Raw genomic sequence first — 22,302 nt, forward strand, 5'->3', positions numbered from 1 at the left:
TCAAGATCCAACAGGACGTCTACAACTCCTTCAAAAAGAACATGGACACCATCGGAGTCAACCTCAACAACAACAAATAAACAGAATGGAGAAAGAACCCGAGAACGGAAAAGAGGATAAGAAGATGGATCACGAGGACAGACCTGGACACAGATGGATCCTCTTGGCAGTGACGATAGGTGCTATGGTGGCCGCCCTGGCCGTTGTAGGAGCGGCCTTGATTCCGAGCGGGCCGGCCGCAGGTTCCATTCGCCTCCCCTTTTCGCGAGGTGCCAAGACGGCTGATACGGAAACCCTCCACACCTGGTGGCAGGATAATGCCGAAAAACAGGCGGACGCCCCCGTCAAGGACCAGGCCGTCCGCCAGTCCCCCTTCTACTCCATGAAGGTGGCCCCGGCCAAAACCCCCGCAAATAAGTTCGACTCCTTCACTTACCTCAGCCTGCCTCGGTCAGGCAACCCCAAAATCGGCTACACAGAGGAAGACGGTGCCGAGTTCGCCGCCAACAACGACATGAGCATGTCCTGGTCAACCTTCGAGTATGCAGCCGATGCCTTGATCGAGGTAAGTCTGGACACTGGCCAGACCATCAATTCTGCCGACCAGGTGACCATCCGACCAACAGGCTTGGGCTTCGACAAAAAGCTGATGGACGATCATACGGTACGGATCACTGTTCCTTACGCCCGGACCGGTTACCGGTTCTCGGTGGAATTCCAGCCCCAGCAGGTGACCGTCTACAACGACAACACGGCAGGATCCGGCCACCTGACCATGAGCCCGGCCGGCGGGGCCAGCCGCGTGGAGACCGAACCCCGCAACGCCATGATGGTCTTCGCCCAACCCAAGATGGACACAAGCAGGGAAGACGGCCTGGTTCCGGACAAGGAAGCCGAGAACGTCTACTTACCCAAGCCAGGCAAACTGACCAGAGAGGAGCTTGAGAGCCTGCCCGATCATGTGGACACCCTTTACTTCGCGCCGGGCACTTATTACATGGGCGGCCAATACCGCAGCGAACTTGCAAACGTCCGATGGATATACCTGGCCCCCGGAGCCTATGTCAAAGGGGCTTTCAAATTCCTGTCAACCGGTGATACTGACTTCAGAATCACCGGTTACGGGGTACTGTCCGGTGAGCAATACGTCTACGAGGCCGACACCACGGATGGTTACAAGCACCTTGCTCCAGGCAAGGGGAACTGTTGGAGCAGCTGCGTGAAGATGCTTCAGTTCCAATCGCCCCAATCCGGCCCCAAACAGACCCTGCTCATGCGGGGAATCACCGTGGCGACACCCCCATACCACAGTTTCGTCATGTATGGCAATGAAGACGGGGATTTCCAGATGGAGGTGAACAACTACCAGCAGGTCGGCGGTTGGTATTGGCAAACGGACGGGCTCGAACTCTATAAGGGCAGCAGTCTGCGCAACTCCTTCCTCCATTCCAATGATGATGTTATCAAGCTCTATCACTCCGATGTCAGCGTCGACAACAATGTCATCTGGAAGGTGGAGAACGGACCGGTCTTCCAGTGGGGGTGGGGACCCCGGACGATAAGCAGAATCCAGGTGAGCAATACCGATGTCATCCACAACAGGATGTGGTGGCGGTGGACCAAGAACCATTGTATTTTCAACTCTTCTCCTTCCATCATTGACGTGGATTCGACAGCTACGGCTGACACCACGCAGGAAATGACGGATGTCAGTTTCGTCAACACGAACGTGGAAGGCATGGTCAACTGCGTCATCCGGATTTACGCTCTGGAAGGGATGAAGCGGGTCACAATCGACGGGCTGCATGTGGAATCATGGAATAAGATGAGCCCTGAAGGTCATATGAACAACTTCACAGCCTTCACAGACCCATCAGGCAGGCCAGTCACCATAGGAAACCAGGTAAGGGACCATGAAGGCCTCCTGATAAAGGATTACACCGTGGGAGGGGTCACAATCCTCAAGTCCAAAGGGAACTGGGCATCGAACAAGCTGGGCCGTCTGGACTTCGACGGACGCCTCTGGGAAAACTGGGACACTGAATAAATCCCATCTGCGGTTCCATGGTTCACGGCTCCGTGAGCCCCTTCGTGCATAGGAAAACCTCGGCCGTGCTGTCCCCTTCGCTAAAATCGGCGATGGCCAGCACGGCCGAGGTGGACAAAGCCACTTTCAGACCTCTGACCAGGCTCTGGAGGATGCCACGTCGGACAGGGATCTGGGCTGGTTGAAACACATATGGCGAAACTCATCAGCTAAGTCTTGGGCCGCCTGTGCAGCCAAACCGGCGTCGACCAGGCCGGCAAGCTCTACATCGAGGTCAACTACCGGCCCGACGACATCCTCCTGTTCGGATCCGAGCCGGGCGGCCGCTGAATCCTGCGATCAGGCTCAGTTCTTGAAACTATGGATGGGCGCCGGGATGTGCCCGCCCCGATTGACGAATGCCGCACAGGAGCGGGTATTGACGGGCACGACCGGGCCGCCGCCCATGAGCCCACCGAACTCGGCCCACTCGCCCACATGCTTGCCGATGACAGGAATGACCCTGACTGCGGTGGTCTTCTGGTTGATCATGCCGATGGCCGCCTCGTCGGCGATAAGGCCGGCAATGGACTCCGCAGAGGTGTCCCCGGGGATGGGAATCATGTCCAGCCCCACCGAGCAGACGCAGGTCATGGCCTCAAGCTTCTCCAGGGTCAGGCTCCCCTCTTGCGCAGCCTGGATCATGGCGGCATCCTCGGACACGGGAATGAAGGCTCCAGACAGCCCGCCAACCGAGCTGGAAGCCATGATGCCACCCTTCTTGACCTGATCGTTGAGGATGGCCAGGGCCGCAGTGGTCCCCGGGGCTCCCACCTGCTCCAGGCCCATGGTCTGCAGGACCTCCCCCACCGAGTCTCCAACAGCCGGAGTGGGCGCCAGGGACAGATCGATGATCCCGAAAGGCACGTCCAGGCGACGGCTGGCCTCCTGGGCCACCAGCTGCCCCACCCGGGTGATCTTGAAAGCTGTGCGCTTGATGGTCTCGCAGAGCTGTCCGAAGTCCGCTCCTTTGACTGATTCCAGGGCGGTCTTGACCACGCCGGGCCCGGAGACCCCCACGTTGATGACGGCCGACCCCTGGCTGACCCCGTGGAAACCGCCGGCCATGAAGGGGTTGTCGTCCGGGGCGTTGCAGAAGACCACCAGCTTGGTGCAGCCGGAGCTGTCCGAGTCGGCGGTGCTCTCGGCGGTGGCCTTGACGACCCGGCCCATCAGGGCTACGGCATCCATATCGATGCCCGTCCTGGTGGAGCCCACGTTGACGCTGGCGCAGACCCGTTCCGTCTGGCTCAGCGCCCTGGGCAGGGACTTGATCAACAACCGCTCGGCCGGGGTCATGCCCTTGCCGACCAGGGCCGAGTAACCACCAATCAAGTTGACCCCGACCTCCTGGGCCGAGCGATCCAGGGCCTTGGCCACGGTTACATAATCCTCCACGGTGTGGCAGGCTCCGGCGGCCACCAGAGAGATGGGGGTGACGGTGATGCGCTTGTTAACGATGGGAATGCCGTATTCGCGGGCGATGGAGTCCCCAGTGGACACCAGGTCGCCGGCCAGGGAGACGATCCTGCGATGAATGTTCCGGCAGAGCATGTCCACATCCTGGCTGGCGCAGTCCAACAGGCTGATGCCCATGGTGATGGTGCGCACGTCCAGGCGCTCCCGGTCGATCATGTCGTTGGTCTCCAGGACCTCGTCACGTGTGATCACAACTGCCTCCTCAGACCCGGTGCATCCTGGTAAAGATCTCCTCGCGCTGGCAGCGTATGGAGACCCCGATGTCCTCTCCCAAAGATTCCATCCGCTGGCTCAGTGCATCGAAATCATCCCTGCAGGCGGTGCAGTCCACGATCATCATCATGGTGAAGAAGCCGTCCAGAATGGTCTGCGAAATGTCCAGCACATTGACACCCTGCTGGGAGAGGTCCGTGCACACCTTGCCGATGATGCCAATGGCATCCTTGCCCACCACCGTGATGATCGCCTTGTCCATGGCCGTCCTCCTCATCCACCTCGCCCTTGACTGGACCCCTGAAAACCGGGACCCCGCTCCCCCAGCTTAGAGGAGCGCCGGGAGAAGCAGGGTCGTAGAGGTCTACAGTCTGGATTCAGGATTCGCGCGCGGCCGCCGAGGAGGGCAGGGCGATCAGGGCTCTGGGGGCTTTGAATCCCTTGGAGGCGAATCGTTCCGCAATGTCACACGCAAGATCGGAACCCTTGCCGGCGTCAGCAAGGGCGATGATGGATCCGCCGAACCCGCCGCCGGTCATGCGAGCTCCGTAGGCCCCGCCCTGACGTGCCGCATCCACAGCCTCATCCAACTCCGGGCAAGTGACCTCGTAGTCGTCCCTCAAGGAGTCATGGGATGTGTTGAACAGGCGACCGGCCAAGACGTAATCGCCCCTGCCGAAGGCCTCGACGAAGCGGTCCACCCGCCCTATCTCGCTGATGACATGACGGACCCGCCGACGCATGATCTCATCGGGCAGCTGCTCCAGCAGGGCAGCCAGGGCGGACGGGGGATCTGCGGCCCCATTGACCTGGTCTGCCACCTGGCGCAGGTTGGCCACTCCCAGTAGATGCGCAGCCTGCTCACAGGTGGCCCGCCGCTGATCGTATTGGCCATCGTTGAGCTGGTGCTGGGCCCTGGTGTCGACGACCAACAGCTCCAGGCCCGCAGACTGCAGATCGAAGGGAACCTGGCGCACGTTGCTCATGGCATCCAGCTCCGGCCGGCAGTCCAGCCGCAGGGCACAACCGGATCGACACCGCATGGAGGCGCTCTGATCCATGCCACCTGTGGAGGCGCCAGCCATATCGTTCTCCGCAGTGATGGCGGCCTGAATCAGCTTGACCCGGCCAGCCTCGTCACCGCCCAGCCCCAAGCCGAACAGGTCATCCAGGGCCAGGGCCACGGCACAGGTCATGGCCGCCGAAGAGCTCAATCCGGATCCCACCGGCACGCAGGAAGCCAGGGCCAGATCGAACCCTCGAACCTGGGGGAAGCCGTGCCGCTGCAGGGCCCAGGCCACACCGACCGGATAGGCTGCCCAGCCGCTCACTCCCCGGGCCTGAAGACCATCCAAGTCAGCCTGGACCGGATGCTCCGGATCCATGCTGGAGACCAGACGGACCCGGCTGTCCGTCCTGGGGCTTGCGGCCACATAGGTACGATTGGGCAGGGCGATGGGCAGGCAGAGACCGGCGTTGTAATCCGTGTGCTCGCCAATGAGATTGACCCGCCCGGGGGCGCTCCAGACGCCCTGGGGATCCAAGCCATAGACCTTTTGGAAGAGCTCCCGGGCCTTGGTGGCCCCTTGGCCGTCAGCACCCTGGGTCCAGGGCTGTATGAATTCAACTGTGGTCGTCATTGATTCTCTCCCTTCTCCAGATCCAAGGGCCCCAGCTGGCGGAAACGGTCGGCAATCCGCTCGGGGGTGGTGTCCGACACCCAGGCGGCCATGCCTGACTCGGACCCGGCAAGATACTTGATTTTGTCCACGGCGCGACGGAAGGAGAAGAACTGCAGGTTGAGCCGGTAGTCCTCCCGCCGCGGATCGTGCAGCGGGGCCTGATGCCAGGCGGCGATGTAGGGCAGGTCCATCCCCTTGCCGTCGCCCTTGTCAAAGAAGGCGTTGCCCCGCTTGAGCAGCGTGGAATACATGACGGCCAGATCCCAGCGCTCCTGGTCGTTCAGCTGGTCCAGGCTCAGGATCCTGTCGCGGACGGGTGCCACGTGGACCTCCAGGGGCCAGCGGGCGGCGGCGGGTACATAGGCCACCCAGGTGGCGTTGCGGAAGACGACACGTCGACCGGAGTTCAGCTCAGCCTTGAGGATGTCCGCCAGGAGGTTGCCGCCGGTGCGTTCCCGGTAGGCGGCACACTGTCTCAGCTCCTGCTCAAGGCGGGGGGCGATGAAGGGATAGCAGTAGATCTGTCCGTGGGGGTGGGCAAGGGAGACACCGATCTCCTGCCCATGGTTCTCGAAGGGGAAAATCTGTTCGATGCCCTCCATGGCCGAAATCTCTGCAGTCCGGAAGGCCCATGCCTCCACCACCGTCCGCAGACGGGAGACCGGCAGATCGGCAGGCAGCGCGTGCTCGTCGGGATCAAAGCAGACCACCTCGCAGCGTCCGTTGGCCTCGCGCACCGGCCATAGGGGGTTGCCGTCCACCAGGGAGGACTGGTCGGCCGCCTGCGTATTGGGCACCTGCATCATGGAGGGGAAGCGGTTCTCGAAGACCGCCACGTTGTAGTCCACATCGGGAATCTCCCCATCCTGGTAGGGGTCTCCAGGCTTTCTGGCGGCCAGGGGGTTGCCCTTGGCGGTGGCCTGGGGACCGGCGGTGATGGGCCGGTTCATACGAGCTGTGGCCATGGGGATCCAGTCTCCGGTCAGAGGATCCCGGCGCATCTGCGGCGGTTGGAAGGGCACCATCCTGCCCTCCAGATCCTGATGGGGAGCGAACCGGTCAGTCAAGGGACGAGGGTCATCCAGGCGTCTCGTCCTGCGGCCGGAGACATACTCGGGATCATCATCCAGGTAGAAGAACCGACGCCCGTCGGCCAGCCTGGTGGGGGTGATGCGGATGTGCTCCCTGGCATAGTCGCCGGGAACATACCGCTGGGGGACATACTGCTCTGACTTCATGCTGCTCCTTCATCGTCCGTGATGATTGACAATCCATGACAACCCGCTATGGCAACCGGCGCATCTTTGAATGGTTGCTCGCTCATCCGGCATGGTCCGCTTCCCCGGTCTCAGGCCCGGTCCCGTCGGAGGACCCGTCTTGAGCCTGGCCCTCCTCGGGGTTGACCGGCACCAGAACCAGCCGCTTGACAAGGGACCGCGTGGCCTCGGCCGACTCCTGGTCCAGCTGGTCGTCGGTGATGACGGTGTCCACCTGGTCGAAGGAGGCGAACAGGGACAGGGATGTGCAGCTCCACTTGGTGTGGTCGGTCAGGATGATGGTCCGGTCGGCGATGTCCATCAAGGCCATATCCGTAGCCGCCTCCAGGGAGTTGGGCATAAGGAAGCCACGAGGGATGGAAACCGAGTGGGTGCCCAAAAAGACCGTGTTGACCCGCAAGGAGGCGATGACCTTGTCTGCAATGGGGCCTACCAGAGAATTGGACCGGGTGATGACGCCGCCGGTGACGATGACCTCCACGTCCTTGCTCTCCATGGCCTGGACAAGCTCGGCCACGGGAATTGAATTGGTCAGCAGGGTCACCCCGGCGCACTGGCGGCTTTCCAGGAGGTGCTGAGCGAAGACATAGGCCGTGGTCCCGCCCCCGATGGCGATGACATCGCCCGGTGAGACATAGTCGATGGCACGCCGGGCGATGGTGTCCTTGAGACCCATGTCCATCTGTGATTTGACCGAGAAGAGCGGCTCAGCCAGAAGCGAGCTGGTGGTGACGGCACCTCCGTGGACCCTTTTGAGCAGGCCCTTGTCTGCCAGGTCGGCAATGTCCCGGCGAATGGTCATGGCTGAGACGCCCAGCTCCTTGGAGAGGGCGGTAATACGGACTGCGCCACGAGTACGCAACCGGTTCAATATCAGGTGTTGGCGTTGTGACGATATCATTCGAACATTATCGCACACATTCGCCCAAATTGGCAAGCTGGTAATCGGACTGCGGTCGCCATTACCAAGCAGGGGCGGAAAATCGATATTTCTCCGATACTGAAACCATTCTTCCATAGACCTGAAGCCAGCCGAAGCTCTTGCAGGAATCTATTCACCAAGGCGTAATTTATCCTTAAAAGGCTTAGATGAGGCCTGCGGGGTCGCTTCAGAAAGCGAACAGGAATGTAACCCGATGTCAGTTTCGACGGGTCAACCGCTCAAGTCCCCACAGGGTTACCTGGGCCATGGCCTCCAGAACAATCCCCGTATCCATCTTCGAGCTGCCGCGAACCCGCTCCACGAAGACTATAGGCACTTCGACAACGCTAACGCCCATGGCCTGGACTCGACGCAGCATATCCACCTGGAAGACGTAGCCGCTGGATCGAACCCTTCCCAGATCGATCCGCCTCAGCACGTCCGCTCGATAGACCCTCAGGCCGGCAGTCATGTCCCGTACGGAGGACCCCAGGGCGATGCGTGCATACCAGGATCCCACACGCGAGATCAGATCCCGATACCAGGGCCAATGTTGAGTGCGGCCTCCGCGCACCCGGCGCGAGCCGATGACCAGGCCCGGATGTGCATGGCCTCGGGCCACCGCCAGCATCCTGGCCAGATCCTGGGGCCGATGGGAGCCGTCCATGTCCATCTCGCAGATCAGGTCATAGCCGTGCTCCAGCGACCAGCGGAACCCCTGTACGTAAGCTGGACCCAACCCACGACGGGCATTCCGATGGATGACATGCACGCGAGGATTGCGACTGGCCATATCCTCGGCCATGCCGCCGGTGCCATCCGGCGAGTTGTCGTCTACGACCAGGACATCAACCTCAGGACAGCAGGCCAGCAACTGAGGAAGGGTCACCCCGATGTTGTCAGCCTCCTGATAGGTGGGCATGACCACAATGGTCCTTACTCCGCCGCGAACAGCGTCCATGGCTGCTCTCAGCGTGCGATGCCGTAGGCCCCGCGCCTGTAAGGCTCAGGGTAAGGGGTCTGCTGAGCGGACAGTCCCAGTTTGTAGGCGGCCCTGAGCGGCCAGTAGGGGTCACGCAGGCTGGCTCGACCAATCTCGACCGCATCAGCCAAGCCCTTGCGTACAATCCGGTCGGCTTGCTTGGGCTTGGTGATCAGCCCCACCGCCGTGGTGGGAATCAGCACTTGGCTGCGCACCTGATAGGAGAAAGGCACCTGGTAGTTGGGGGCGGCCGGAATCTCCACGCCTGGCACCAGACCCCCGGTGGAAACGTCAATCAGATCCACCCCGTGCAGCTTGAGCACCTTGGCAGTACGGACGGTCTCGTCCAGGCCCCATCCGCCAGTAGCCCAGTCAGTGGCGGACATGCGCACCAGCAGGGGCATACCCGAGGGAATGACCTCGCGCACGGCATCGGTCACCTGGATCAGCAGGCGCATCCTGCCAGAAAGGTCCCCTCCGTATTCATCGTTGCGTCGGTTGATCAGGGGGTCGAGGAATTGGGAGAGCAGGTAGCCGTGGGCGGCATGCAGCTCCACTCCCAGGAAGCCAGCCTGAACAGCTCGTACGGCAGCAGCGCGAAAGTCAGCCACAATGGAGGCTATCTGAGCCCGCGAGAGCTGAACAGGGACCGCCATCTTCCCAAAGGCGATGGGGCTGGGGCCCACAGGTTGCCAGCCGCCCTCGGCCACGGGCACGGTGGCATTGATATAGCCCATGGAAGAGCATCCGGAGGAGCCCTTGCGCCCCGAGTGGTTGAGCTGGACGACAGGAACCGCCCCAGCGGCCTTGACATCCCGGACGATGCCCTGCCAGGCCCTGGTCTGCTCGTCGTTCCACAGCCCTACATCGCAGGGCGAGATCCGCCCCTGGGGATCTACGGCCGTGGCCTCCCCGATGACGACTCCGAAGCCACCCAGGGCCCGAGACACATAGTGCTGATAATGGAAGTTGGTAGGAACTCCGTCGTGTCGCAGGACCGAATAGGTGTCCATGGGCGGCATCCAGATCCTGTTGCGGATATGCTGATCTCGCAGTTCCATGGGCTGGAAGAGCGCGGGCAGGGCCCTCTCCCGCCTTCTGCCTGACTTTGATTTCCCAGCCTTTTTGTCTCTCTTATCCTTCTTGCCCTTCTTGAAGGATTTGATCGCCTTGCCAGACTTCTTCCTGCCGTCGGCGACACCCGACTCAAAGGGCCGGATCGGTTTGGACACATCCAGCCTGCCAGAGCCGCTCACTGGTCCTGGCATTGCCTGATCTTCCTTGACCCGGCCGTCGGCCCGAGGAGCCTTGTCATCCAGCTCCGAATATTCCTGGACCATCAGTTCCTGCCTCTCCCGGCGGGCGGCCGCACCCCTCGTGGTCCGCCCGTTGACGAATCCCTAATGGTCTCTATTGTAGCCACAGGCCCTGGTCCTCTGGCGAATCCGCCGTCTGTGATCGCTCCGGACTGGCTCCTCTGGTTCCCTTGTTGTTCCCCTTGGCCGTGACGACAGGTCTGTCACTGTCTGCCCGTGGACCGTTGCTGGAGCTGCTGGGATGGCTGAGACTGCTGGACCCCGCCGGTGAAGCGAGGATCGGGATTGCCGTAGGAATTGTCCGGCTGGATATTGGCTGCAGCCAGGTAGGTGTTCATGAAGTCCTTCCAGGCCGGGGCGGCGATGGATACGCCGTCCCAGATGTGGAAGAACCGTCCGTTGATGGTCTTGTTGTTGAAGGAGACCTGGCCCTCCGCATTGCCCACAGTGACGAAGGCAGCCACCTGGGGTACGAATCCGCCGGTCAGCATGTACTTGTCCTCATGGGTGCCCGTCTTGGCAAAGGTCTTGCGGCCCCCGTCCAGCTGGGCCACGGACGCCACGCCTCCGGGCTGGACCACGCCCTGGTTGATGGCATAGGCGGTGGTCTCGGCGATGCCCGGGTCGATGGCCTGATGGCAATTGGCCTTGGGCACCTTGATGGACCGATTGTTCTTGTCGACCACCTTGGTCATGGCAATGGGGCTGCAGGCCACGCCCTTGGCGGCAATGGTGGCGAAGACATTGGCCATGGTCAGGGGGGAAGCCTGGACCGCTCCGATCACCATAGGCGGCTGGAAGCTGTTGGCCGAGTGGATGTCCATCTGGTCCTTGGGCGAATTGTGGTAGCCCATGTCCTTGGCTGTATCCGCTATGCTGCACAGGCCGATCTGCTGGGCCATGGAGGCCTGGGTGGTGTTGTGCGAGCGGATCAGGGCCTGCAGGGGGGTCTCCGGCGAGGTGGTGCCGCCGCTTGCATTCTCCACATGCCAGCTGCCGGTGCCGAACCCGTAAGGGGTGCCGTCAGCCTCAGTGCAGGCGAATGTGGTCTCTGGGTAGCTGGTGGATGTGCGCAGGGGCTGGTTGATGGACTTGCCGGCCTTCATCCAGGCCACCATGTTGATGGGCTTCCAGGAGGAGCCCACGGGGAAACCCCAGCCGCCACCGTCCTGCTGGTCCACTGCGTAGTTGATGGCCGTGCGGGTGCCGCCGCCGGAGTTCTGGGTGGCATCGTAAATGCGGTTGATGCCGAAGCCCAGGACCTCGCCGGTGCCCGGGCGAATGGCCGCCATCGTGACCTCGAACCCGGTCGGATCATCCACGGGGATGGTGTCCCGGGCCGCCTTCATGGCTGCAGCGTTGGCGTTGACGTCCATTGTGGTGTAGATGTCCAGACCGCCCTCCTTGAGGAGCTTGTTGCGCTCCTCCTGGCTCTTGCCAAACTCCTTGGAGTTGAGGATCTGCTTGGTCACGTAGTCGCAGAAGAAGGCCGCGTCCCCAGCCGCCTGGCAGCCGGCGTCCGCGGACTGCACATGCAGCATCTGATCCAGCGGCTTGGCCTTGTACTCGTCATACTGGCGCTGGGTGATGTAGTTCTCCTGGCGCATCAGATCCAGGACGATGTCCCGCTGCTCCTGAGATGCCTTGACGTTGACGGTGGGATCGAAGCGGGCGGGGTTCTTGGTCACGGCGGCGATGGTAGCGGCCTCGCCCGGGTCCAGGTCCTTGGCCGACTTGCTGAAGTAGCGCCTGGCCGCCGACTCAACCCCGTAGACGTTGGTGCCGAACTGAGCGATGTTCAAATACCCTTGAAGAATCTCGGCCTTGGAGTACTTCTTCTCCATCTGCACCGCAATCAGCATCTCCCGCATCTTGCGGGCTATGGTCTCCTCCTGGGCGTGGTACTCGGCGATGGGGTCGTTGTTCTCCGCAGCCTGGCTCATGAGCACGTTCTTGACGTACTGCTGGGTCAGGGAGGAGCCGCCCTGTGTGTCGCCCTGCTTGATGTAGGTCTGGATGAAGGCCCTGAGCACGCCCTGGGTGTCCACGCCGGCATGCTCAAAGAAACGACGGTCCTCGCGGGCTACCACAGCCTTCTGCATGTACCCGGAAACGTCCTTGATGGGCACCACAATCCTGTTTTGCGCATAGAAGGTGGCGATGACCGTATGCCCGTCGGAGGCGTAGAGGCGAGACTGCTGAGGCAGGTCGTTCACGTTGAAGTCGATGTTGTCCGTCTTCAGTGCAGGCATCAGATTCCTGGAGGCGGCGTTGATGCCGAAGACAGCGGGAGACAGGAAACCAGAGACGACCACGCCACCTGCGATGCAGAAGATGAGGTAAGCCAGCAGCAGCGTGAAGAAGCGCCTGACCGACATGGATTTCTTTTGTTCGGGCATGGTCTCCATCCTAGGCCGTCGGCTCTACCGAACAGTGGCGTTCACATGCGCGAGCGTCGAATCAGCGGTCCAGGCTGGAAGATGATGATGGTACGACCCTTGCGAGAGATCCATCCCCGGTTGGAGAAGTCCATCAGGGCCTTATTGACGGTCTCCCGTGAGGCGCCGACCAGCTGGGCCAGCTCCTCCTGAGTCAGATCGTAGGGGACCATCAGCCCCTGCTCGAAGGGCTCGCCAAAGCGTGTGGCCAGATCCAGCAGGGTCTTGGCCAGGCGGGCCGGCACGTCCAGAAAGACCAGGTCGGAGATGTGCTCGTTGTCGGTCCGCAGACGGTGGGCCAGCACCTGAAGCATGTCCACAGCCACCTTGGGATGCTGGTTGAGCCAGTCGAAGAGGGTGTCGTGGTCCAGTGCCGCCACCTTGGTCTTGTTGACCATGACCACGGCAGAGGCTGTACGCGGCCCGCCGGAAGGGTCAAAGACGGGAATTTCGCCCAGGATCTCCCCGCGCCCGTGGATGCTGAGCAGCTGGATGCGACGGTCGGGCGACTGGCGGACCAGCTTGACCCGGCCCTCCTCCAGCAGATACATGCGGTGGTCGGTGTCACCCTGTCGAAAGACCGTGGACCCCTTGGCGTATGTGGACTCGTGCATGGTACCCAAAAGCTGGTCGGCGTCCAGCCTGGGCACTTGTTTGAATAAGGCGGTCTGCCTGAGGGCGTTCCCGTCATCGGGAATCTCATTGGGCTTGTGAACCGCCATACTCCGCACTCCTTTTTGCCATGTCTGGCGGGTCTGCACCGACTCGCGTATGGTTGATGACCTCACGCCGGGTTCGACGCGACTGAGCACGATTATACCCACACACATCAACCCCCTTGCCTGGTCAGGCGATCTGGGCGGTCCACTCCTCACGGCCGTAGCGCTGCCGGGCCAAAGTGCGGGCCCGCTGCTCGACCTCGGGCGCAGGCTTAGAGATGCGCAGATCCTCCACCAGGGAGGGCAGGGTATCCAGAAGAATATCGATCAGGGATTGACGGGACAGGCTGGTCTGCCTGTCGATGGGATCCACCCGGCTTCTGACCGAGGTTACAGCCTTGTCATGGAACTTCTCCGGGTCCACGTTGAGCACCTGGGCCATCAGATCGGCGTCCACCGAATAAGAAAGCGTGGTGTGGTGGAGCAACCCGCCCGGTCCGTAGGAGCCTGCTGGCAGCCTTCTCTGCGCGGCGCCCCCCATCTTGCCCCGCGGGGAGGCGATGTCGTTCATGCCCTGCCATCCGGCCTGAATCCCTTGCATGCGCAGGCCACGGACCAGCCAATAGTCGCAGATCCGATAGGAGTCGATTAGGTCGGTTCTTTTGACGAAGTCCAAGGGCAGATAGAGGGAATAGGTAATGGCCCGCTCGGGCTGAATGACCATGGTGCCACCACCGGTGCAGCGGCGGACCACGGTAAAGCCCAGACTGCGCGCCCGCTCGACGTGGACCTCTCTGCTCAGGGACTGGAAGCGCCCTAGGATCACCGCCGGTGCCGACCAGTTCCAGATTCGCAGGGTAGGTGGCAGCTGGCCCTGAGCCACGGCATCATTGAGAGCCTGGTCCATGGCCATCTGCATGACCGGCTGACGTGGACTGTCCCTGATCAGGTCCAGTTTTAGGCCAGACCAACGGCGGCGGCATTCGGCCTCGTCCGGCTGGGACCGCCTGGAAGAGGTCTGGTCCGAGACGGACGGCATCTGGTCGGACTTCCCCTGTCTTTGGATAACCAACCCATCAGGCAGAGCGCGCTCCAGAGCGGTCACCAGGCTCCATGGAGACACACCGACTACCCGTTGACCGTCCCCTTCTGCCATGACCCTGTCCAGCCTTTCCAGAGCCAGACCAGGGTCCAAAGGCAACGGGAGGTCACAGATTGCGGATTCCAGCCGGGATACCGGCCCATGAACCCCTCCGGATTCCTGAGAGGCTGACGGGGCTGGTTCAGCGAAGAAGTCGCCGTCAATCCTGCATGAGGAAATGACCGGACGCGAGTCGGATCCCTGGCCCAGGGTCAGGGTTACGGCCGCCAGTTTGCCGCCCCTCTGCTTGCCGACGCCGCGCAGACAGGCCGGATTCAATCCGTCAGCTCCCATCCGCGAGCGTCACGATGCCAGAAGGAGCCGGCCGAGGATGTCAGAATCAGGATGCCTTCGATAAGCCCCCAAATCATGGCGATGGTCGGCCCGATGAAGAAGAATGGGAAGCCGATCAGGGTGAGCATGAGCTGAGCCACGCCCCGGCCGGTCCTGCCCAGGTAGAAGTTGCCCACGCCGAAGCATCCCAGAAAGATGCTGAGTAACCCGGCTGCCAGCTTGCTGTGCGGGGTGGGCGATATCGGGTAGGCTCCCCTGCCGTTGGGCATTGCCCCCGGATACCCTCCCTGGGGCATGACCGGGTAGGGCCAGGGCATGGAAGTCTGGGGAGGATACTGCCCGCCGGGATACTGATTGCCGGGATACTGGCCCATCGGGTATTGATTGCCCGGATACCCGCCCTGGGGGTATTGACCAGCCGGATACTGGCCGGGATAGCCCGGTCCCGGCTGATAGGGCCTTTGTGGATTCTGAGCGCCAGGATACTGTCCGTCAGGATAACGGCCATCTGAATACTGCCCAGCAGGATATTGCTGACCTGTTGGATAACCGGCGGTCGGATACTGATTAGGCCGGTTGGGCCCCGTCTGATAGGCCCCAGGATTTTGGCCGCCATTCTGAGGGGCAAACGGGTATCCGGCATCGTACCTCTGCCCTGTCGGATACCCGCCATGAGGATACTGGCTAGTGGGATATTGACCGGCCTGATACGGATTCTGGTTCCCGCCGCCAACGTCATGGCCAGCTGGATAGCCCGCAGTCTGCCGCTGACCGTCAGCTGCACCGGCAGGGGTATCCCCGCCGACAGGATCCCGATGCTCAGGCGGTACCTGCGGGGATGGGGAGGTGCCGAAACCAGGATTTCCTGTCGGCGTATCGTTGGACTGCCGGTCGCCCGGCTGAGGGGCATCATCCATAGTCATGCCCTCCAGTCTAGCCGCCATCCGGCCCGATTACAGCCGGGCCAGAATATCCTTGCCAATCTGCTCCGTACTCCGCTGGGTGGAGCCGGACCGCTCGATATCGTCCTCCACAGCACGCTCAATGCTGGCCGCCTCGCTCTCAAAGCCCAGATGATCCAGGAGCATACCCGCCGAGAGAATGGCCGCCGTGGGGTTGGCAATCCCCTTACCGGCGATGTCAGGGGCGGATCCGTGGATGGGCTCGAACATTGATGGGTAGGTGCCCGAGGCGTTGATGCAGCCGGAGGCCGAGTAACCCACACCCCCCACCACAGCTCCCGCCTCGTCGGTGAGGATGTCTCCGAAGAGGTTGTCGGTCACGATCACGTCAAAGCGGCTGGGCTCGGTCACCATGAATATGGTGGAGGCGTCGATGTGCAGGTACTCACGCTCCACGTCGGGATACTCCTGGCCCACTTGATCCACCAGCCGCTGCCACATGTCTCCTGCGTTGGTCAGCACATTCTTCTTGTGGACCAGGGTCAGGCGGCGGCGACGCTTCATGGCCAGTTGGAAGGCATAGCGGATGACCCGTTCCGCTCCGTAAGCCGTATTGATGGAGACCTCGGTGGCCACCTCCTGGGGGGTGCCCCGGCGAATGGAACCGCCGGCCCCGGCGTAAAGCCCCTCGGTGCCCTCCCGCACGACTACGAAATCGATGTCTCCCGGATTGGCCAGGGGCGACACCACGCCCTTGTATAGCTTGGAAGGCCTCAGATTGACGTATTGATCCAGTTCAAAACGCATTTTAAGCAGTAGTCCACGCTCCAGGATGCCGGCCTTGATCCGCGGGTCGCCGATGGCCCCCAGGAGGATGGCATCCTGCTGCTTGAGCCTGTCCAGATCCTCGTCGGGCAGAACGGCTCCATCACGCAGGTAACGCTCAGCGCCCAGGTCGAAGTCCTCATAACGGATATCAGCCTTGCCTCGGGTCACCTTTTCCAGGACGGCTTGTGCCTGGGGTACGATCTCCTTGCCGATGCCGTCACCGGCAATGACCGCAATGTGATATGTTTTCTGCTTGCTATTTGTCATACCCCGAGCATAACGAGCCAGCCAAGGCCCTTTCATGACCCCGACCGAATCCCGGACAGACCAGGATCAGCGGCTTTCGGGGACCATGATGGACAGGCACCAGGCATTCTCGAAGGCCAGCTCCTCCCATTGCCGGTAACGTCCGCTAATGCCCCCGTGGCCTGCCTGGACCTCGATTCTAATCAGCGCATCGGCCCCCACCTGCGGCTCCTGCAGCCTGGCCACCCATTTGAGCGGCTCCACGTAGAGCACGCGGGTGTCGTTCATGGATGTGGTCACCAGGATGGCGGGGAAGTGGTCGCCGCCGAAGAGCCGGCGTCTACTATCAGCATCAGGAACGTTCTCGTAAGGCGAGTAGGAACGCATATACCGGTAGACCTGTTGATCATGCAGGGGGTCTCCCCACTCGTCCCATTCGGTCACGGTCAGCGGCAGGTTCGGATCCAGGATGCTGGTCAGCGCATCCACAAAAGGCACATCCGCCTCGATGCCGGCATAGAGCTGAGGGGCCATATTGGCCACGGCCCCCATTAGAAGCCCGCCGGCCGACCCGCCGTTGGCCACGGTATGACGGGGATCCGCCCAACCCTGAGCCTGCAGAGCGGCAGTGACGTCGATGAAGTCCAGGAAGGTGTTGACCTTGTGCAGCCGGCGGCCCTGCTCGTACCAGGCGCGGCCCATCTCCCCACCGCCGCGCACATGTGGGACGGCGTAGAGCACTCCCCGGTCCAGCAGGCTGAGCCGACCGGTGGAAAAGCCCGGGTCCTGGCTGATTTCGTAAGCCCCATACCCGGTGATGAACATGGGGGCAGACCTGTCCGGATCCTGGTCCGGCCAAGGACGGCGCTCGGGATGGTCGGGAGCCTGGATGACCGTGTCATCGGGCCCGGTCCTCCCGCTGGCGTCCAGCGCCGGATGCATGCCCCGCCGCCAGACCAGCGAGACCGGCACTAGGGCCCCATCCCTGACGCGGACCAGAATTCGACGCTCGGCGTAGCGCTCGGGTTTAAAGTCGCCTAGAACCCGAGCCCGCTTGAGCAGCCGATCCACACCCCGGACTGGATCCAACTCCCGCAACTCGGCTGGGGTTCCATAGCTGCCCCGGATGTAGCGCAGCCCGGGAGCCTGGTAGGAGGGGTTGTCCGTGGGGCCGATGCTGTAGAGACGGTCAATGCCGTTCTTGGCCCGGTCGGGCAGGACCTCACGGAAGCGCCAGGGCCGACCAGCCCGCAAATCCTCCAACGCCTGGTCCTTGGCGATGACGGCCATGTGGGGCAGGCTGTCGGCCCGGTAGGTCAGGACCACGAAGCTGCGGTGGATGCCCAACCCTTCGATGCCCAACCCGCGAGCGCCCTGCAGGATGGCGGGATTGCTCGGGTCCCGATAAGGCTTCTCGGGCGGCAGAGAGGACAGGTCTCCGGAGCCTTCGCAGCCATAGGGGCTGCCCTGTACCAGCCGCACCCCCTCTCCCAGGCGGAAGGGCGGACGGTGGCTGCGCAGATCGATCAGGTCCACCTCGAAGTTGGGGTTGTTCACATTGTGGTAAACCACGGCCACCGGCAGGTCCTCCCCCGCCGGACCGGCATTTTCGAACCGGGCCAGGCTGATGTCGTACTCGACCCCCTCCTTGCGGGGAATCAAGGGCACAAACTCACCCTGCGGATCCTTCAGGTCCAGCATGAGCACCTCACTGGTGGTCTTGGACCCGGTGGCAATCAGCATGGCGGATTCGTCGTAGCTCAGGCCCAGCCCCACCCAGAAGCGCTCATCGTCCTCCTGGTAGACCATGACATCCTGATCGGCCGAGGTGCCCACCTTATGCCTCCAGACCGTGTCCGGACGCCAGGCCTTGTCCAGGCCGGTGTAGAAGACCCAGCGGCCGTCGGGGGTCAGCACTGCCCCGGAGGAGACCTGGTCGATCCGATCAGGCAGGTCTCGGTTCTCGGCCAAATCCCGGATACACAGGTCGTAGCGCTCATTGCCTTTGGTGTCCAGTCCATAGAGCATCCACCGGCCGTCGGCGCTCAGGTCCAGGCACCCCAAGGAGAAAAAGTCATGCCCCTTGGCCTCGGCGTTGGCATCGAAGATGACCTCCTCGCCCGGCATGGATCCAGGCGCCGCATCAGCCTGGACAGCGGGAGGATCCCAATCATCCTGATCGCGCACCGGCAGGCGGCACTGCACCCCATACTCCTGGCCCTTGAGCGTGCGGGAAAAGTACCAGTAGCCGTGCATCCGGGTGGGCACCGACATGTCGGTCTGCAGTACCCGGTCGGTGAACTCCTTGAGCAGGGTGGCCCGCAAACCCTCCTGACCGGCAAGCCGTTCCTGGCAGTATCGGTTCTGATCACGCACGTAAGCCTTGGTGGCCGGATCCTCACGGTTGCGCATCCACTCGTAAGGATCTTCGAAGTGATCCCCATGGAAGCATCGATCAGAGGGACGGCGTTGTGCACGTGGAGGAACGGGATTGACGGCCGAAAAACTCATGGGGCGATTATATTCGGGCACAACGACGCAGATAGGGCAGCAGGGTTCGCATCAAATTGGCGCCTGTGGTCCCGTAAAAGACCGGCACCTCCGTCACTGGCATCGGCTGGGTGGCAGTGCGTTTGATCAAGGTTCCTAGCCCGGTCTCCTGAGGACTCAGCTGACGGATGCCAATGGCCAGGACGCGGCCCGGATATTGCCGTACCACCTGGGCGAAGGTGGAGGGGTCGCTCTGCCCGTCGTCGCCCATGAGCACGAAGCGCATCTTGGGAAAGTCGGCCATGAGCTGGCGGATGAACTCCATCTTGTGCTGCACGATGGAGGGTACGAAGGTCTTGGGCCTGGGATCCAGATCCCGCAGCAGCAAGGGGCCAGCCGGAAAGCCGTGGTCGCGGATGAAAGCGCGTATGGATCCCTCCACATTCCAGGGCGAGGCCGACAGGTAGAAGAAAGGCATCCGGGGGTCCAGATCGCGGATGCGGTTGTAAAGCACGGCCATGCCCGGCACCGAGGACCGGCGGTGCGGGTCTGACAGGAGCAGGTTCCAGGCAGCCTTCCAATGATTGGGCACCTGGCTGATCATGATGGTGTCGTCCACGTCGGAGATGACGCCGACAGGAGTCTGACCGGGCACGATGTATAAAGGCGCGTCGACGGGCCGACGGCCCCGCACCTGGTAGGAGACCCGGTGCACGCCCGGGGTCAGCCGATGCTCGGCCACCAGATCCAGGTAGCCCGATCGGTCGGAGAAGACGGCATCCGCACTCAGACTGCGGCTTGGATCCACAGCATCGTAGACCGAGGAATCGCCCACCTGGACCCTTCCGATGGCCGTACTGTCAATGGCCAGCCTGACCCTGGTCCTGGGCGCGGGTACGGTCAGCAGGCCGCGGATGCCTCGAATGGCGGGATCTGCGCGTCTGCGGCCGTCGGTCAGAATGGTACGGCATATCAGCCGGGAGTATGACTCGGTACCGTAGCCCACATAGGGTTGGACGTCGGCCGACCAGCCCAGGCGCCCGGTCATATTGATGGACAACCCCACCCAGAGGTCGAAGGCGCCAGTAATCAGGCGACGCAACAGACGCACCGGAGCTGGTCTGCTCTCGATGTCCTCCCCGGGCGCGGCTGAATCGAAGGTGGTGCTGACCGATCGGACCCGCAAGGGCCCTCCATTGCGGCCGGATCGCCTGGTCATAGCTAAACCGTCAGTTCAGGCTCTTCAGCAGCTGACCGTACTCCTCGGCGCTCATCAAGTCGGGCTCATCGTCCTCCAGGTCGATCTTGGCTATCCAGCCTTCCCCATAGGGGTCGGAGTTGATGACCTCCGGATCGTCCGAGGCCGCCCTGTTGACGTAGGCGATAGTACCCGCCACTGGACAGACCACCGGCTCAACAGCCTTGGAGGACTCCAACTCAATGACCTCATCGCCGGCATCGACGTGTGTGCCGGTTTCGGGCAAGTCCAGAAAAACCAAATCTCCCAGCTGGTCCGCCGCATACTCGGTCACGCCCATGGGCGCCGGGGATTGGCTGGGGTCGATCCAGACATGATCCTGGGAATACCGCAGGTGTTCGGGCACATCCAAACGGGAAGTCCCATCACTGTGTTCATCACTCATGGTTCCAGCCTACTCGGCCGTCTGCCGCAGCAGGTGCTCCTAGCGGACCGAACCCGACGGAGCCTGTCCCACCACCTTGACCATGGTCCCGATCGGAGCGTTGTCAAAGACCCACTTGGCGTCCTGCTCATACATATTGATGCAGCCGTGGGATCCGTATAGGGCAGGGTCGCCCTTGGCGATGCCGGTAGAGTTCCAATTGGCCGTGTGGAAGCCCTCATCACCGTTGTAGTAGGAGACCCATGTGATATTGGGCAAGACGTAGCCATCCCCTCGCATGGTCTGGACCGGGTAGCGCAGATAAATGAAGAAGGTGCCGGTGTCGGACCATCTCCCGTCAGCGGGTTTGCCTGAGCATATGGGGAAGGTCTTGACCTGGGTGGTGCCGTGGTAGGCGGTGGCGGTCTGGTCACTGAGGTTGACCTGAATCCACATGTCGCCGTCCGGCACGTCGTAGCGGGCCACACGGGTCTGCTCCTTGTGGGGTGTGATCTCGGCGCTCGCCTGTACCGGGTTTGTATCGCCCTGTTCCAATGCCTTGACAACCAAGTCTGCAGTGGCGGACACGTCCTTGACCCGGACACCGTCCACTCCTTTTGTGGTCTCGGCCACCACATCGCCCTTGGTGTTCTTGACATTGACGGCGGTAACCATATCCCTGTTCAGTTGCCGGGCCAGCTCCTGGTCCAGATACTGGTTGATGGCCTGCCGATCGAAGCCCAGCTCCATGGTCCCCTTGTCCAGATCGGTAACTGGCTTGACCCAGGTGGCCACGGTGGCGGCAGGAATGGTCATGAGGTCATTATCAGCACCCTTGATGACCAGATCCTTGGCCAGTCGTTGGTTGGCTTGAGAGGCCACCTTATTGGCAGTGTCCAGGCTGATGGGCATGGCCACATCCTTGTAGACCATCCCTACGGCCAGACGCCTGCCGGGCTTGTCTATCAAGGAGGAGACGGCATCCTGCACGCGGCCCAACTCAGGCGCCTTGCCGCTGCGACCCTCCTGGGCCCGGAAGGCGTGCGCACCTTGATCGAAAACGATGGTTGAGGGAGCGGAGCGGTCCTGGCGGGGGATGAAATGTTCAGTCAGATACTTGTCCATGACCAGCTGATCCCGCTCGGCCACCAGCGGCACAGCCTCGCCGTGGAAAGGGTTCAGCCGGGAGAGGCCTGCGGAGCCCTTGGCATCCATGATCTTGGTGACCGTTGCATCCGAATCCACGCTTACGCCCAGGTCTTTCAGCCCCGCCCTGGCGGATGTGCCTTCACCCTTGATCTCCACCTGGGAGTCACGTACCTGTCGATCGACGATCTGTTTGACCTGGTCCTTGGTCCGGCCCATCATGACCTGCCCTCCCAGGGTGACGCCGGGGGCCACCCGATCGCGGAAGAAGGCACGGACGCCAAACCAGCAACCCACCAGAATCAGCACAGCCAAAAGCAACAGAGCCAGGATGGTACGTCCCCGATGACCGCTCGAAGGAGCCTTATGGCTGACACCTGCGCCGAAGGCCCGCTCTGCTTCCTCGTCGGCAAAGAGGTCCACAGGATCAGGCCCGTTGCCCATCGTCGGCGGCATGGTCACTGTTTCAGCCTGGTCGACATCAGAGATACGGGACTCTTCTTGCTCCTCCATAGCCATAACACACCTTTCGCTGCTTACAGTCCTTGAAATATCTTACGGCAAGACCAGGTCCGGGGG

At 62.1% G+C, this 22,302-nt stretch carries 17 protein-coding genes; 1 reads left to right on the plus strand and 16 read right to left on the minus strand.

The genetic code is table 11. From position 1 onward, the window contains the following. The first annotated feature begins 169 nt into the window (after window positions 1–169). The gene (locus H3T93_RS06865) at window positions 170–2,047 is read left to right on the plus strand and encodes a family 49 glycosyl hydrolase (protein WP_233439352.1); all 1,878 of its coding nucleotides are present in this window, start codon (window positions 170–172) and stop codon (window positions 2,045–2,047) included. Window positions 2,048–2,392: 345 nt separating this feature from the next. Here H3T93_RS06865 and H3T93_RS06870 read toward each other — a convergent pair whose 3' ends face one another. From H3T93_RS06870 to H3T93_RS06945, 16 genes are all read right to left on the minus strand, one after another. Continuing rightward, window positions 2,393–3,757, minus strand: coding sequence for a PFL family protein (locus H3T93_RS06870; protein ID WP_144178008.1), 1,365 nt, complete (start codon window positions 3,755–3,757; stop codon window positions 2,393–2,395). 10 nt (window positions 3,758–3,767) lie between these two features. Next, complete coding sequence (locus H3T93_RS06875) at window positions 3,768–4,040, minus strand: ACT domain-containing protein (protein ID WP_015021435.1); 273 nt, start codon at window positions 4,038–4,040, stop codon at window positions 3,768–3,770. A 115-nt stretch (window positions 4,041–4,155) separates the two neighbouring features. Beyond that, window positions 4,156–5,418 carry a galactokinase gene (galK, locus tag H3T93_RS06880; protein WP_144178010.1) on the minus strand — a complete coding sequence of 421 codons (1,263 nt, stop codon included), beginning with the start codon at window positions 5,416–5,418 and terminating at the stop codon, window positions 4,156–4,158. Beyond that, on the minus strand, window positions 5,415–6,698 hold the full coding sequence (gene galT, locus H3T93_RS06885; RefSeq protein ID WP_144178011.1) for a galactose-1-phosphate uridylyltransferase: 1,284 nt from the start codon (window positions 6,696–6,698) through the stop codon (window positions 5,415–5,417). The genes galK and galT overlap by 4 nt, the downstream gene beginning before the upstream one ends. A gap of 82 nt (window positions 6,699–6,780) precedes the next feature. Beyond that, entirely contained in the window at window positions 6,781–7,656 is an 876-nt protein-coding gene (locus tag H3T93_RS06890; protein WP_186363960.1) for a DeoR/GlpR family DNA-binding transcription regulator, read from the minus strand. A 220-nt stretch (window positions 7,657–7,876) separates the two neighbouring features. Then, window positions 7,877–8,620 (minus strand): polyprenol monophosphomannose synthase, encoded by a 744-nt coding sequence (locus tag H3T93_RS06895; RefSeq protein ID WP_144178012.1) that lies wholly within the window; start codon window positions 8,618–8,620, stop codon window positions 7,877–7,879. 8 nt (window positions 8,621–8,628) lie between these two features. Then, entirely contained in the window at window positions 8,629–9,981 is a 1,353-nt protein-coding gene (locus tag H3T93_RS06900) for an NADH:flavin oxidoreductase/NADH oxidase (RefSeq protein ID WP_144178013.1), read from the minus strand. 179 nt (window positions 9,982–10,160) lie between these two features. Further along, entirely contained in the window at window positions 10,161–12,356 is a 2,196-nt protein-coding gene (locus tag H3T93_RS06905; protein ID WP_144178014.1) for a transglycosylase domain-containing protein, read from the minus strand. A gap of 41 nt (window positions 12,357–12,397) precedes the next feature. After that, window positions 12,398–13,117 carry a Crp/Fnr family transcriptional regulator gene (locus H3T93_RS06910; protein WP_144178015.1) on the minus strand — a complete coding sequence of 240 codons (720 nt, stop codon included), beginning with the start codon at window positions 13,115–13,117 and terminating at the stop codon, window positions 12,398–12,400. A gap of 124 nt (window positions 13,118–13,241) precedes the next feature. After that, window positions 13,242–14,489 carry a lipoate--protein ligase family protein gene (locus tag H3T93_RS06915; RefSeq protein ID WP_144178016.1) on the minus strand — a complete coding sequence of 416 codons (1,248 nt, stop codon included), beginning with the start codon at window positions 14,487–14,489 and terminating at the stop codon, window positions 13,242–13,244. Continuing rightward, window positions 14,471–15,433, minus strand: coding sequence for a TM2 domain-containing protein (locus tag H3T93_RS09145; protein WP_232348747.1), 963 nt, complete (start codon window positions 15,431–15,433; stop codon window positions 14,471–14,473). Before H3T93_RS09145 ends, H3T93_RS06915 begins: the two co-directional genes overlap by 19 nt. Window positions 15,434–15,442: 9 nt before the next feature. Further along, window positions 15,443–16,486: a 3-isopropylmalate dehydrogenase gene (locus H3T93_RS06925; RefSeq protein WP_046322529.1), complete on the minus strand. Its 1,044-nt coding sequence runs from the start codon at window positions 16,484–16,486 to the stop codon at window positions 15,443–15,445. A gap of 66 nt (window positions 16,487–16,552) precedes the next feature. Beyond that, window positions 16,553–18,976 (minus strand): S9 family peptidase, encoded by a 2,424-nt coding sequence (locus H3T93_RS06930; protein ID WP_144178018.1) that lies wholly within the window; start codon window positions 18,974–18,976, stop codon window positions 16,553–16,555. A 7-nt stretch (window positions 18,977–18,983) separates the two neighbouring features. After that, complete coding sequence (locus tag H3T93_RS06935; protein WP_144178019.1) at window positions 18,984–20,174, minus strand: App1 family protein; 1,191 nt, start codon at window positions 20,172–20,174, stop codon at window positions 18,984–18,986. A 10-nt stretch (window positions 20,175–20,184) separates the two neighbouring features. Continuing rightward, the gene (gene gcvH, locus H3T93_RS06940; protein ID WP_045935082.1) at window positions 20,185–20,598 is read right to left on the minus strand and encodes a glycine cleavage system protein GcvH; all 414 of its coding nucleotides are present in this window, start codon (window positions 20,596–20,598) and stop codon (window positions 20,185–20,187) included. Between the two features lie 39 nt (window positions 20,599–20,637). After that, a complete protein-coding gene (locus H3T93_RS06945; RefSeq protein ID WP_186363961.1) occupies window positions 20,638–22,236 on the minus strand; it encodes a L,D-transpeptidase in 1,599 nt (532 codons plus the stop codon). Window positions 22,237–22,302 lie beyond the last annotated feature (66 nt).

The organism is Bifidobacterium sp. M0404 (assembly GCF_016101415.1).
Lineage (GTDB): Bacteria > Actinomycetota > Actinomycetes > Actinomycetales > Bifidobacteriaceae > Bombiscardovia > Bombiscardovia polysaccharolytica.